Raw genomic sequence first — 15,985 nt, 5'->3', positions numbered from 1 at the left:
TCATATATAAAAAATTTTTACTAGAAAAATATAGATTAATGTTTCAATGCTATTAAATTCGTTCTATCACTATATTTACTAAATGTTTTAAGTATTTACATAATAATATTATTAACATAAATTTTTATTAAGCAAGATTATGATAAATATCATGATTTTATTTTTAATTTTCTAGTAAATAAATTTTTAATCAGCATCTTAATATAAGATCTAAAAAAATTATATTTATAATATATTTAAATGATTTGTTATAATCTTTCATTATCAATATATTAGTCAACACTAAAAGAATATCTATTATTAAATAATAAGATTTAAATATTTTTACTATTAAAATTTAGGCGGATATTTATTTGTCCGCCTAAAAAGAATACTTATTAAAATTAATAATTTGATGCAATTTATTATTAATTTTGATGATTATAAATATAATCAACAGCTGCCTGAACGGTAGTAATTTTTTCAGCTTCTTCATCTGGAATTTCAGTATTAAACTCTTCTTCCAAAGCCATTACCAGCTCAACAGTATCAAGAGAATCAGCACCCAAGTCTTCCACAAAAGATGCAGTACTTACTACTTCATCCTCTTTAACACCTAGTTGCTCAGCTACAATTTTCTTAATACGTTGTTCAATATCGCTCATACTATTTAATTTCCTATCAAAAATCGCTTATGCGATGATTTTCGTAGTATACAATATGTTTACATACAACAAACTACGGACTATCAAACTATGATTTTTTATAATTCTACAAATTCTATCATAGAATATGTAAATATTTTTGTGATTTATTAGATCATATACATTCCACCATTGACATGTAGTGTTTCACCTATAATATAAGAAGCTTCATCAGAAGCTAAGAACGCAACAACATTTGCCACTTCTTGTGGATTACCTAAACGTTTTACAGGTATTGTATCCAAAATATATGAAAGTTGATTTTCATTTAGTGTATCTATCATATCTGTATCAATAAAGCCTGGTGCTACTGCATTAACTGTAATACCGCGTGATGCTACTTCACGAGCTAAAGATTTAGTAAATCCAATTAAACCCGCTTTTGCTGCAGCATAATTTGTTTGTCCTACATTCCCCATAGCACCTACTACAGAACCTATATTAATAATACGTCCTTTACGTTTTTTTATCATAGATTTTATTACAGCTTTAGATAAGCGAAAAACAGATGTAAGATTAACATTAAGAATATCCATCCATTGATCATTATCCATACGTATTAATAAATTATCACGTGTAATACCTGCATTATTAACTAAAATGTCTACTTCACCGAATTCGAAACGCACTGTTTCTAACATACTATCGATAGAATCAACATCTGCTAAATTTAACAGAAAACCTTTTCCTTTATTACCTAAATAAGAACTAATAGCGTCTACACTACTTTTACTTGTAGCTGTACCTATTACTATGGCATCGTGTAAGATTAAAGTTTCTAAAATTGCTCGACCAACTCCTCGACTTGCACCAGTTATCAATGCTATTTTACCTGCAAAATTCATGATTTTCTTTTACTCCATGCATAAGCGCATTATTTAATGAAATAGGATCATTCACTGCCATTGCAGTTATATTATCTACAATACGTTTAGCTAAAGTAGCCAAAATATTACTTGGCCCAATTTCAAATAATTGCTTAATACCTTGTGTAGCGATGAATTCTATTGTTTCATTCCAGCGCACAGGATTATAAAGTTGTCGTACTAATGCATGACGTATTTTTTCAACATCATTTTCACATTTTACATCTACATTATTTATTACAGGGACTATTGGTTTATTAAATTTTATAGATTCTAAAATTTTCATCAATTTATTAGATGCATTGCGCATCAATTGACAATGCGAAGGAATACTAACCTTCAATGGTATTATGTGTTTTGCGCCAGCAATTTTGCATCGTAAAATTGCACGTTTTACTGCTTCATTATGACCTGCAATAATTACCTGATCTGGAGAGTTAAAGCTCACCAAAGATACTAATTGATCTTGCGAACTCTGTTCACAAGCTTTTTGAACAGTATTACAATTAAGTCCTATAATAGCTTGCATAGAAGCAGTGCCTTCAGGCACTGCTTCTTGCATTAATTTACCACGTAACGCCACTAGTTTAATAGCATCAACAAACTTTAATACACCTGAACATACTAAAGCAGAATACTCACCTAAACTATGGCCTGCCATTAGTAATGGAAGACCTCCATTTTTATTTTGCCAAATACGGTATATTGCTACTGATGCGGTTAATAAGGCTGGTTGAGTATACAAAGTTTTATTCAATATTTCAGGTGGACCTTGTTGAGTAAGATTCCATAGATCATATCCTAAAACATTAGACGCTTCGGAGAAAATATTTTTCACTTCAGGTTCTTCTACAGCAAGTTCAGATAACATACCTATCGTCTGTGACCCTTGTCCTGGAAAAATAAAAGCAAATTGCACCATCTTTCACATTCCTATTGATTAAAATCTAATTAATGCAGACCCCCAAGTAAAACCGCCACCAAAGGCTTCTAATAAGATTAACTGTCCTTTTTTGATGCGACCGTCACGAACTGCTTCATCTAAAGCACTTGGGACAGATGCTGCAGAAGTGTTGCCATGACGATTGAGCGTTACTACTACTTTATTCATATTAAGGCCGAGTTTTTTAGCAGTAGCAATAATAATACGTAAATTCGCTTGATGCGGAACTAACCAATCTAACATTTCTCGTTGAAGATTATTGGCTTGTAAAGCTTCATCAACAATATGTACTAACTCAGAGATAGCTATTTTAAAAACTTCATTACCAATCATAGTAAGATATGTAGGTTTATCTCGATGAATTCTATCTTGATAGGGTAATGTAAGTAGATTACCATAACGACCATCAGCATGCAGATGGGTAGAAAAAATACCAGGTTTTTTACTTGCTGCAAGTACTACTGCTCCAGCACCATCGCCAAACAAAATAATTGTATTGCGATCATTGGGTTTTAACGTACGTGTTAAAACGTCAGAACCTATTACTAATACATATTTTGCTGCACCATTTTTAATATATTGATCAGCTACGCTAAGGGCGTAAATAAACCCAGCACAAGCTGCTGCTAAATCAAAAGCAATACTATTATTAATTTTTAACATTTTTTGAATTATGCATGCAGAACTAGGAAATGCATGACTGGAAGAACTAGTTGCTACTATAATAAGATCTATCTTGTTAGCATTTATATGTGCCATTTCTAATGCTTGTTTAGCAGCTATAAACCCCATGCTAGCTACTGTTTCATCTGGCGCAGCAATCCGTCGTTCACTAATTCCTGTCCGAGTAATAATCCATTCGTTAGAAGTATCCACCATTTTTTCTAAGTCAGTATTTGAGAGAGTTGTTTCAGGCAAATAGCTACCTGTAGCAATAATTTTCGTAAACATCTACGCTATTTTACTCCTGGATAATACAGCAGACGCGTAGCAACCTTTATAATGATTTAAGATATTAGTGCCTAATTTAAGTGATTCATTAGTATAATAATTACATATTAATTCAATACAGTATAATTTTTAATTATTTCTTCATATAAATTCAATAAATTTATATTGAAATATTATTAAGAAATAAATAAATGATGCTTTTATAATTTACTGCTCTAATTAAATTAGTTGTTTTACTTTTATTTGAATCAATTCTTTGTTGTAAAAAACTTTATTATTACTATTGATATAGTTTTTCTTTATATTCAATAGTTTAATTATTAACTATTAATATTGATAATTATTTTATAATCAAAATATCAATGAATAAACATTATCACGTTTTCAAAAAAATTATTTATTCAATAAACTTTTTATGTACAATACAATGCTAGTCTTACTTATTAAGATAATAAAATACAATAAACTACTAATTAATTATATAATCTATTTAACAAAAATCTTATGTCCTCGGTAATAACCATCTGTAGTAATATGATGACGTAAATGTATTTCACCTGAAAATTTATCTAAAGATAAATTTATATTAGTCAAGGCATGATGCGAGCGACGCATGCCTCTTTTAGAACGTGTAACTTTATTTTTTTGTACAGCCATAAGACTATATCTCTCCTTTTATTAGGTAAAAGCTAAAAAAATGATTTTTTTCACTATACTGTCATCTGGCGATTTATATTTAATTATTTATTCAATTAATGTTATTAAACATAATAGATTAATAATATATAACATAAATTATATTTATTTTGGATTATTTGCAATAATACAATACAAGATATTTAATCTTGAAAATTTATATATCTAAATAAATTATATTATAATTCTATAATGTAAAATTAAAGATATATCTAGTTTTAATATTGCATTTAGCAGATTACTATTATCTTCTAAAGACTATAAATGATTTCTATCTAATTTAAATTTATATTGTTATTTAAAATAAAAATATAATAATTCATAAAATTAATAATCAATTACTTTAATCTATATTTATAAAAAATAATAAATTGTTATAATGATACATTTTACTTTATGTTAAAAGATTGAAAATCTTTGATTTAATTGATAACAACTTCAATAATATGTTCAAAATAAAATTTTTATTTTATATTAAATATTTTATAATAGAAATTCTATTAGTTTTTTTTAGCTAAATGTAAAAGACATTGCTTCAATTCTTCATCTAAAGGGGCATGTATTGAAATAGTTTTTCCATTACTTGGATGTACAAAAGTAATATTCTCAGCATGTAAAAATAATCTAGATAATCCAGTTGGCATTAATTTTTGATCAAAATTACGATCACCGTATCGATTGTCAAAAGCAATAGGATGTCCAGTATGTAATGCATGTACACGAATTTGATGTGTACGACCAGTAATTGGAGTAACTTTGAGCAAAGTTGCAAAATCAAAAATTTCTTTTATTTTAAAATATGTTTTTGAAAATTTACCTAACTTACTAACTTGTACTTTCTGTTTGCAATTTTTTATAATGTTTTGTGATAAATATGTTTGAACTGACGTAAGATGTGATGGCCACAAACCTCTTACTAACGTTAAATAATCTTTACGTACAGTTTGGTTACGTAACTGTTCATTTAATGAATGTAGTGCTGATCTTTTTTTTGCGATTAGTAAAATACCTGAAGTATCACGATCTAAACGGTGAATTAATTCAAGGAAGTTCAACTTTGAACGTAGTATTCGTAAACTCTCAATCACACCAAAACTAACACCACTACCACCATGTACTGCTATACCTGAATACTTATTTAGTATTATTAAATAATCATCTTCATATAAAATATGATTAGCTATAGCAGATAATTTATTAGGTTTAGGTAAATATTTATGTACTAAATTTTCAACAATCCGTATTGGAGGAATACGTATTACATCTCCATTTTCTAATTTATATCGTGGTTTTATACGTTTTTTATTTACTCGTACAGCTCCTTTTCTCACTATACGGTAAATCATACTTTTAGGTACACCTTTTAGATATGATAATAAAAAATTATCAATTCGCTGACCATTATTATTATTTTCGATAGTAATAAATTGTATATTAGAATTTATTATTTTCATATTAATTCGTTCTAAGATGTTGTTAAACAATAACATTTTTTCATTTCTACTACATCTAGTAGATTACTTATTACATTAGGTTTTATTTAAAATAAAAATAATTATTTTATAGCTAATAAATCAAAAATAAATAAATTTAATTCATTAGAGTTAATGTTTTATATTATTTATCAAAAAAAAATAATACTTATCTTTCAAATAAAGAAGTTTAAAGCATTATGTAGGTAAAGTAAGTTAATTCGTTAAAAATATAAATATATAAAAGAATATTAAAATTAGCTAATTAGCAAACTTGCAAATTGCGGCGAGAAGATAGATTGGAAAATTTAGATTTCTAAATATTCTTAAAACTTTTCACCTTCAAATCAGAAATTAGATTTTATAATATGCAAATAAGCCACCAACAAGATTTATGCCATTTTATCTGCCGTCGATTGTAAAGTTTCTCAGACATAACACTATAGATTAATTATAGTCTAGGGTAACGGCACTCGCAGCATCAGCACTTATGTGAGAATAACGAGTAAGTCACCATGAAAAGAATGTTAATTAACGCAACTCAGCAGGAAGAGTTACGTGTTGCCTTGGTTGATGGACAACGTTTATATGATCTGGATATCGAAAGATCTGGATATAAACAAAAAAAATCTAATATTTACAAAGGCAAAGTTATACGTATTGAACCAAGTCTTGAAGCTGCATTTGTTGATTATGGTGCTGAACGTCATGGTTTTCTTCCTCTAAAAGAAATTTCCAGAGAATATTTTCCTGATACATATCAGGCACAAAATCGTTTTAGTATTAAAGATATTTTACATGAAAATCAAGAGTTCATTGTTCAAATTGATAAAGAAGAACGTGGTAATAAAGGCGCAGCATTAACTACTTTTATTTCATTAGCTGGTAGCTATTTAGTACTTATGCCTAATAACCCACGTGCAGGAGGTATTTCTCGTCGTATTGAAGGAGAAGATCGTAATGAAATAAAAGAGATACTTTCAGTGTTAACGCTTCCAGATGGTATGGGGTTAATTGTACGTACTGCTGGTATTGGTAAGTCAGCTGAGTCTTTACAATGGGATTTAAGCTTGCGTTTAAAGCATTGGGAATCAATTAAAAAAGCTGCAGAAAACCGTCCAGCACCATTTTTGATTTATCAAGAAAGTAACGTTATAGTCCGTGCATTCAGAGATTACTTACGTCAAGATATTGGTGAAATTGTTATTGATAATCCAAAGGTATTTGAGATGGCTCTTGAACATATTACAGCACTGGGTCGTCCAGATTTTATTAAAAAAATTAAAATTTATACTGGGGAAGTGCCTTTGTTTAGTTATTTTCAAATTGAATCGCAGATAGAATCTGCTTTTCAGCGTGAAGTAAAATTGCCATCTGGAGGTTCAATTGTTATTGATAGTACTGAAGCACTTACAGCAATTGATATTAATTCAGCACGTGCTACTCGTGGTGGAGATCTCGAAGAAACAGCTCTAAATATCAATTTAGAAGCAACTGAAGAAATTGCTCGGCAATTACGTTTACGTGATCTTGGAGGTTTAATTGTAATTGATTTTATTGATATGACATATATACGTAATCAACGTACGATAGAACATCGACTTCGTGAAGCTGTACATCAAGATCGTGCTCGTATTCAAATTAGTCATATTTCACGTTTTGGTCTACTCGAAATGTCAAGACAACGTTTAAGTCCTTCTTTAAGTGAATCTACATACCATGTATGCACTCGATGTGGTGGTACTGGAACTATCCGTGATAATGCATCGTTATCATTATCTATTTTACGTCTAATTGAAGAAGAAGCGCTAAAGTATAATACTAAAGAAGTACACGCTATTGTTCCAGTGTCAGTTGCTTCCTATTTATTAAATGAAAAACGAGAAGCAGTTAATGCAATTGAAAAGCGCCAAGGTGGTGTTCGTGCTATTATAGTGCCGAATATTCAAATGGAAACACCTCATTATTCTATATTTAGAGTACGTAAAGGAGAAGATAAAACTGTTCTTAGCTATAATTTACCAAAGTTATATAAAACAGAAATAGAACCTTCTTTAGAAGAAAAATATGCAGCATGTCGTTATTCAGAATCATCTATTTCATCTACATGTTCACCTTCAGATATTAAATCAAGGATATTGAAAATATCTAACGAAAAAGAATTAGCTCAACAAACACCAAATAATACTAGATCAATTTATTTAGATAACTCAAATAATATTAGTACTAATTTTTTAACTAAATTATTAGATAATTTAAAAAAATTTTTTATTGATGAAGTTTCTTATATAAAAAAACCTATAAAATTTGAAAATGATGTAAAATGTATTGAAAATAAGAAGTTAAAAAAAAATATAATGCATTATTGTAATATTTATCACAAATACGTTTTTAATAAAAAAAACTTTGAAATATCTAAATTAATTTTATTAAAAAATAATAATAAATTATACAATTATCAAATTAAATTGCGACAAATAAATTCAAATGTTTTAATAAAAAGTACATATCATCACTCTAAAGAACATCAATACCTACAATATATACAATGTACTAAGCATATCTACCAACGTAAAGAAAGAACATATATTCAGCAACAAGAGAAAATAATTAACAAGACCATACAAAATAATAAGAATAAACATTATTTTTCAAAAAAAATGGAATATAAAACAATATTTACATATTGTAAAAAAGATGAATTAATACATCGAGTATATATTAACAATAACGATGCTATAATTAAAAATTATAGGTTATTTATTTATCAAATATATAATAACGATATTAACTTACTACTATCCAACAAAAGTTCTTTAATAACAATTGAAGATCAAAATAAGATAAAAAATTTGGATTTTATCTATAACACTTGTCAAACACGACAATTATCTATATATCTACGTATCCATAGAAAAAAAATAAAGAAAGAATATCTAAAAGATTTTATCATGTCATTAAGATCCGATTCAGAATTAATAAAGGTACTTTCAGAAAAAATATGGATTACTTGGCCATCTTTTAAAAAACAAAAAGAAACACTAATACAAAATAAATTATATTTAAGTCAATTAAATAAATGTTATCAAAAGAAAAAAAATAATAAAAAAATAACTTTTTCTACAAAAAATAAATCATCAATTATTTTACAAAATAAATTTAATTATTTAAATCAATTAAAAACATCTAGACAAATTTATTCTAATATGAAAGATGATAATAATTCAAATTTAGTTAACAGTGAATTTACTCCAAAATCAGTAATATTTTCTACGTTAGATCAATATGATCTAAAAAGAATAATGTCTTTAATTAATTTTAAATATACTTTTTATAAAGATAATCAAATATTATTCAATGATAATTTGACAAAAATTATTCAGAAATCTACTCGAATTTTTTTTCCAAGAAATAAATTAATTGAAAATGTAAAGTTCAATCAAGATAACAGTACTAAATGTAGTGTATATTTTCCTATGTCGAATTTTAATACCATTACAAACCATAAGATTGGTACGTATTTAAATTGTCATGCTTTTGCACCAGTGACTAAGGCTGAAATTATGATTGATCAATCAAAATCAATCTTGAATCATAGTAATACTTGGATAAGAAAAACATTGAATTTTAAAAACAAAGGACCTGCAGGAGCTCACTGTGCCAGTAATCAAGCTAGTGCTCCAGTCACTAAAACTAAAAGTGTATTAGTAGATATTTAATATTATTTTTATATTTTTTAAAAAAGTTTTTTTTAAATCTTCCACTGTTTTAATTCACAGTGGAAGATAATTACTTTACATTTAGTTATGAACTATATTTATTTGTATTGGAAAAATCTTTGAGACGCAAACCAAGTAAATTTAAGGTGAGAAAATAACTGATAGCACCTATAATACATACCATAAATAATCGCAATAGTCTCGATCCCATATTTCCTAATTCCCATGATGGCATAATATGTAAAATAATTAATAGTATAGCTATCATCACAACTATTGCTATGAATAATTGTATTAGAAAAAAACTCCATCCTGATTGAAGTTTTAAAATGCCTTTTTTGCGCAATTGCCAATAAAGTAAACCTGCATTGAAGTAAGCTCCTAAACTAATCGATAATGATAATCCAATATGTTTAAATGGACCAATGAAAACAAAATTCATGAGTTGAGTTAATATAAACGTTATTAGAGCAATTTTTACAGGTGTTTTAATGTTTTGCTGTGAATAAAATGCTGGAACAAGTACTTTTACCATAATTAATCCTATTAGACCGATAGAATAAGCAATTAATGCTTTCTCAGTCATTGAACTATCTAAAGAGGTAAAGTTACCATATTGAAAAAGTACAACAGTAAGTGGTTTTGCTAAAATAGCAAGAGCAACCATACTGGGTAAAACAAATAAAAAACAAAGACGTATTCCCCAATCTATTAAATATGAATATTCCTTATAGTTACCATCAGAAAAGCTTTTAGCTAACGAAGGAAGTAAAATAGTGCTAATTGCTGCACCTAAAACACCACAAGGTAATTCTATCAAGCGATCTGCATAATATAACCAAGAAATTGATCCTGAAATAAGAAACGAAGCAAAAATCGTATTTATTATTAAAGAAACTTGATTAATAGAAACTCCTAAAATAGCTGGAATCATATTATGTATCACTTTACGCACATTAGAATTATATAAATTAATACGTGGTAATACTAACATTCCAATACTTTTTAAATATGGTAATTGATAGATAAGTTGTAAAATACCACCAACTATAACAGCCCAAGCTAGTGCTATTATTGGTGGATGAAAATATGAAGTAAAAAATAATGCAAAATTAATTATGCTAATATTTAAGAATGCTGGAGTAAATGCCGGTACTGAAAAGCGATTCCAAGTATTAAGAATTGCTCCTGAAAGTGAGGATAATGAGATAAGTAATATATAAGGACAAGTAATACGTAATAATTTACTAGTTATTGCTAATTTATCTGGATTATTAATAAAACCTGGAGCTGTTATAATAATGATCCAAGGAGCAATAATTATTCCTAATAATGTAATTAAAGTAAGTATTAAAGTTAGTAAACCAGAAATGTAAGCAATAAATAAACGAGTTGCTTCATTGTCTTTCTTATTTTTATATTCAATAAGAATGGGTATAAAAGCTTGAGTTAAGGCACCTTCAGCAAATATACGTCGTAATAGATTAGGTAATTTAAAAGCGATAAAGAAAGCATCTGTCATTATTCCAGCACCAAAGATATATGCTACGACTGTATCACGAGTAAAACCTAGTATTCTAGATAATAAAGTCATAGTACTAATCGCGAATAGCGATTTTAATAAATTCATAATATCTAGCAAACCTTACAGAAGTGATTTTTAACAAAATATAAATTTTAGTTTTTTATATATTTTATTAATAATAATATTCTTAACTAAATTTTCACAGTATAATAATCTATATTTTACTATAGTATTTCAAATACTATTTCATAGTATGTGTACTTACATTACAATAATTTATATAATTGTAAATTATTTGAAAATTGAATGTTTTTAAAAAAATAGATGTATATAAATACATTGTTACTTATCATTGAACATAACAAGTAAATAATAGTAGAATTCTAAAATTATTAATTTTTTATTAATTAGTCAATTAATAATTTTATAAAGATATTAATAAAATAAAATAAATTTTTATAAAAATTTAGAGATTATCTATATATAAATATAAATCTGCATGTAAGTTTTTTATAGTAGAATTTAATTCTTTGTTACTAAGTTTATCTAGCTAATTTTAGTAAATAAAATTTAGGCAAAATAAATATATCTGATATATTTTGTTATTTATTTAAATTAGATAAAAACTATTTGAATAGTAATATAAAAATATATTTTAGTTCAATAATTGAAATTTTATAAATAATTAAAATAGTCAATGACTAAAACATCAGTATTAATTAATATTAAGTTCAATAGTGAATTGAACAAATATTTAAAAAGATTATTTTCCTAATTAATAATTAATGTTATATATCATATAACAATTTTTATGTTAAAAAGTTAATTAGAGCTATTTAAAATGTCAATAGAACCTCAGCGCATTATTATTCGTTGTCCTGATGATTGGCACGTTCATCTCCGTGATGGATCCTTACTTAGAAAAGTATTACCTTACACTAGCTCAATAAATTCACGTGCCATGGTTATGCCTAATTTATCTTCTCCAATTACCAATATTAATGCAGCTATAGCTTATCGTGATCGAATTTTATCTGTACTACCAATTAATCATGTGTTTACACCACTTATGACTTGCTATTTAACTGACACGCTAAATCCTAATGAAATTGAATCCGGTTACCATAATAATATTTTTACTGCCGCTAAGCTTTATCCAGCTAATGTTACAACAAACTCTAATAATGGAGTTACAAATATTAATCTAATTTTTAATATACTAGAACGCATGCAAAAAATAGGTATGCCAATTTTGATTCATTCTGAGGTAACTGATTCATACGTTGATATTTTTGATCGTGAAGCACGTTTTATTGATACTGTTTTAGAACCGTTAAGAAGGCAATTTTCTGAACTAAAAATTGTTATGGAACATATTAGTACTAAAGAAGCTGCGGAATATATAACTTCAGGTAATGAATTTTTAGGTGCTACTATTACTCCTCATCATTTAATGTTTAATCGTAATGATATGCTAGTAAATGGTTTACATCCTCATCTATATTGTTCTCCTGTTTTAAAAAGCAATATTCATCAAAAAGCTTTACATAAGTTAATAGCTAGTGGTAATAATCGTATTTTTCTGGGTACAGATACAGCACCACATCCAAGGCATTTGAAAGAAACAAGCTGTGGTCAGCCTGGCATATTTAGTGCACCTATTTCACTTTTAGCATATATAACAGTATTTAATGAATTAAATGCATTACAGCATTTTGAAAAATTTTGTTCAGAAAATGGTCCAAATTTTTATGGTTTACCTTTAAATCAAGGAACATTAACTATAGTACGTAGATCGTATCAAGTAAAAAATACTCTAGCTAATAATACCTTAGTTCCGTTTCTTGCAGGTAAAATTCTTGAATGGTGTTTCGACACATAATTAATTCTTAAAATTATTAAAAATCTTAAAAAAAATTATATTTGACGAATATAATTACATTAATTATGTAAATTTATTTATTGTAATATAAATATATATTTTTAAATTTATAAATAATTTATCATAAAATTTAAAGTTATAATTATACAATGTATTAACAATGCAAGATTATGAGCCTTACAATAAAGAGTATCTTATTCTTGATACTCTTTGAATATTAATGATTAATATTTAATAACGTTAATTATTTTATACCTATATGTATATAAATTGCATATCTCTGTATTGATATTAGTTATGTTTAATATTTAGATTGAAGAATTTATTGATAAATTAAATATATTAAATACGGCTATTTAATAACCACAAAATTTATTTAATATGTTCATGCATCTTTCTATGTTTTTAAATTAAATGATATTTTTATTAGATAAACCTATTGTTGTCATACAAGTTAAAGAGCAGCATTTATGATATTGTTTTGCGCAATTAGAACATTGAATAAATAGTGAATGACATTGATCATTAATACAATTAGTGTGATCATCACACGGTAGATTACACTGATGACAATTAGAGATAATTTCATTAGAAACTCGTTCTCCCATACGTCCATCAAAAACAAAATTTTTACCTTTAAAGCGGATACATAAACCCTGTTTTATTGCTTGACGTGTATATTCAATAATACCACCTTCAATATGGTAAACATTATTAAAACCATTATGCTTCATCCAAGCACTTGCTTTTTCACAACGTATACCTCCAGTACAATACATTACTATTTTTCTATCTTTTTGCTTTTTTAACATGCTAACAACTTTAGGTAATTGATCACGAAATGTATTGCTGGGAATTTTTATAGCATTTTCAAAATGCCCAACTTCATATTCGTAATGGTTACGCATATCAATAAACATTACTTCTGGATCATCTAGCATACTGTTAACTTCTTTAGCATTAAGATACATACCTACATTACTTGCATTAAAATTATGGTCTTTAATACCATCAGCAACAATACGCTTACGTACTTTCATACGTAATACCCAAAAAGATATACCATTTTCATTTAAAGCAATATTCATTCTTATTTTATTTAATTCTGGATGAAAAGAATATAAGATTTGTTTAAATTTTTCATATAAAATCGGTAATATACTGATTTGTGCATTGATACCTTCATGCGCTATATAAATTCGACCAAATACTTTAAGTTTGGTTAAAATTACATAGAGTTCATCTCTAAATAAACTAGGATCTGTAATATGAAAATATTTATAAAAAGAAATTGTAATACGTTCTTTAATATCTACTGATTTCAATACATTTTGTTTAAGTTCTTTGTTACAAATACGGTTATGTAATATAGACATATAATTCCTTTATGAGAGATGATTGTCAATCAAAAATATTTAATTGCTAAATATACGATTTTATTCTTTAAATTTTCGCCCTAATCTACACACATTTATAGATATATAATCATTCGATTTATATTATCGATATCAATATATCTAGAAAACATTAATTATAACGTTACATATTGATACTTAATCATATAGTTACTAACTTTTAAAAAAATTAGTAGCTATATTTAATAACTTTACTTAAGTATATAATAATATTATTTGTAATTTAACAATGTTTATCTTTAAAATAAATAAAATTTATTTAAATATAATAAAAATTGATTTCATATTTAATGAATATTAATTTATTAAATTTAATATTTAAAACATTTATTAATTTAAGTAATGTTATTATAACAAATTTTAAAAGTACTTAGTTGATTAAGTAATAATCTTAATAATAAGATTATTAAAAATTCATTATTGTTTTGATGCTACATCCTATGTAGGAGTAGAATAATAATGTAAATTTTATTATATTTTTAAATTCTATTATTTTATAGATTATTATCAAACAGATAATACAATATCTATTGTAAAAGAATTAAATTATTAATTATAATTATATATTAGTTGATTAATAGTCTTACTTAAAAATAAATTTAAGTATGTTTATATCATATAATTTGTATGTTATATGATATCAAATTATATTTGATAATTGTATAACATATATAAATATGCTATAAAATAGATTTTGTACTAAATTAAAAACAATTATTAAAATGTATTAAGTCAATATATATATAATTATGAAAACAAATAAATATTAAATTTTACTTAATATAAGTAAGATGTTATTTTTATTCTGTATATTTTATTTTTGTCAGACAAATAGAAGATGTATTGCAAAAAATGAAAATTAATATTTTAAATTGATCTAGTTAAATAAATTTATTATTATTTGTCTACTACAGAAATATAATACATAATATATTCAACTGTATAAGATGTTTATCTGAATAACATTCATATATAATATATCAGGATTAATACAATTGAATTTAACTTTTACTACTACAATTATTGGTAACTTTTATAAAATTAATTAATTATTAGTAGTACTTTATTTTTTGATAAAAAAGCAAATAACACTAATACAATAAAACAAAATTCATTTTATTTGCTATAATCATATATATAATTCAACTAGTTTTTAAAGTTAATTGATTTACTTTATATACAGTAGGTATGTGTCAATCTATAAATAGAATAAAATATTAGGTTAATTTTCTTATAACTTAATTAATTTAAATGTACTATTTAGTTAAAATTAACATATCATTGTTATGAACAATAGTATTAGATTAATTATTGATATTATAACCAATAACAATGGTCTTATAGCTCGCTATTTTTAATAGTTTTAAACGAAAATATTTGTAATATTAGTTTGGTTATAAATATTTTGACAACTGAAGCCATTATTCATAATAGCTATTATATTGCTTTTATTTAGTTAATAGTTAGTACATCAAATGATAATTAGAATTATATTCTTTTATGGCATCTATTGATTAATAGTTATTTAGATATGTTAGTAGTTTAAATCCCACCAATAGGTCTACTTTACGTTTGTTATGTAAATAAGTATTACCAATATCTTTTAAAGAAAAGTACTGCACTAGATATATTAATAAAACACAATATAATAATATCTATATATAGATAAATATAACATTGTTATCCTTACTAAAATACAGCATTAAGAGCAAAAATTATTGTAATAATGCTATCAAATTATTAATCTATAATGATTATATATAGATATTATTTTGTAAATAATTTATAATATATCAATAGGTTAAAATTAATATTTTAAAAATGCTAGCAATG

Annotated in this window: 10 protein-coding genes; 2 read left to right on the top strand and 8 right to left on the bottom strand. The window is 25.7% G+C overall.

Annotated elements, in window-relative coordinates; all coding sequences use genetic code 11:
• Positions 1 to 407 precede the first annotated feature (407 nt).
• The 6 genes from acpP to rluC all read right to left on the bottom strand — a co-directional run bounded on the left by acpP (position 408) and on the right by rluC (position 5,593).
• Positions 408 to 644, bottom strand: a complete 237-nt coding sequence (gene acpP, locus FD727_RS01350; protein ID WP_159938368.1) for an acyl carrier protein — start codon at positions 642 to 644, stop codon at positions 408 to 410.
• Positions 645 to 793: 149 nt separating this feature from the next.
• Positions 794 to 1,528 carry a 3-oxoacyl-ACP reductase FabG gene (gene fabG, locus FD727_RS01345; protein ID WP_159938367.1) on the bottom strand — a complete coding sequence of 245 codons (735 nt, stop codon included), beginning with the start codon at positions 1,526 to 1,528 and terminating at the stop codon, positions 794 to 796.
• Entirely contained in the window at positions 1,512 to 2,471 is a 960-nt protein-coding gene (gene fabD, locus FD727_RS01340; protein ID WP_159938366.1) for an ACP S-malonyltransferase, read from the bottom strand. Before fabD ends, fabG begins: the two co-directional genes overlap by 17 nt.
• Before the next feature lie 18 nt (positions 2,472 to 2,489).
• Entirely contained in the window at positions 2,490 to 3,443 is a 954-nt protein-coding gene (locus tag FD727_RS01335; protein ID WP_159938365.1) for a beta-ketoacyl-ACP synthase III, read from the bottom strand.
• A gap of 486 nt (positions 3,444 to 3,929) precedes the next feature.
• A complete protein-coding gene (rpmF, locus tag FD727_RS01330) occupies positions 3,930 to 4,100 on the bottom strand; it encodes a 50S ribosomal protein L32 (RefSeq protein WP_159938364.1) in 171 nt (56 codons plus the stop codon).
• 539 nt (positions 4,101 to 4,639) lie between these two features.
• Positions 4,640 to 5,593, bottom strand: coding sequence for a 23S rRNA pseudouridine(955/2504/2580) synthase RluC (rluC, locus tag FD727_RS01325; protein WP_159938363.1), 954 nt, complete (start codon positions 5,591 to 5,593; stop codon positions 4,640 to 4,642).
• A 533-nt stretch (positions 5,594 to 6,126) separates the two neighbouring features.
• Between rluC and rne the strand changes: the two genes are divergently transcribed.
• Positions 6,127 to 9,330, top strand: coding sequence for a ribonuclease E (gene rne / locus FD727_RS01320; RefSeq protein WP_159938362.1), 3,204 nt, complete (start codon positions 6,127 to 6,129; stop codon positions 9,328 to 9,330).
• 85 nt (positions 9,331 to 9,415) lie between these two features.
• On the opposite strand, the gene murJ is transcribed toward rne, so the two are convergent.
• Complete coding sequence (murJ, locus tag FD727_RS01315; protein ID WP_159938361.1) at positions 9,416 to 10,960, bottom strand: murein biosynthesis integral membrane protein MurJ; 1,545 nt, start codon at positions 10,958 to 10,960, stop codon at positions 9,416 to 9,418.
• A 736-nt stretch (positions 10,961 to 11,696) separates the two neighbouring features.
• Here murJ and pyrC point away from each other — a divergent pair.
• Positions 11,697 to 12,737 (top strand): dihydroorotase, encoded by a 1,041-nt coding sequence (gene pyrC, locus FD727_RS01310; protein WP_159938360.1) that lies wholly within the window; start codon positions 11,697 to 11,699, stop codon positions 12,735 to 12,737.
• A gap of 410 nt (positions 12,738 to 13,147) precedes the next feature.
• Here the strand turns inward: pyrC and FD727_RS01305 are convergent, their stop codons facing one another.
• On the bottom strand, positions 13,148 to 14,113 hold the full coding sequence (locus FD727_RS01305) for a rhodanese-related sulfurtransferase (RefSeq protein WP_159938359.1): 966 nt from the start codon (positions 14,111 to 14,113) through the stop codon (positions 13,148 to 13,150).
• Between the last annotated feature and the right edge of the window lie 1,872 nt (positions 14,114 to 15,985).

This window comes from Pantoea sp. Mhis, from assembly GCF_009830015.1.
This window is presented reverse-complemented; position numbering and strand designations above follow the sequence as displayed.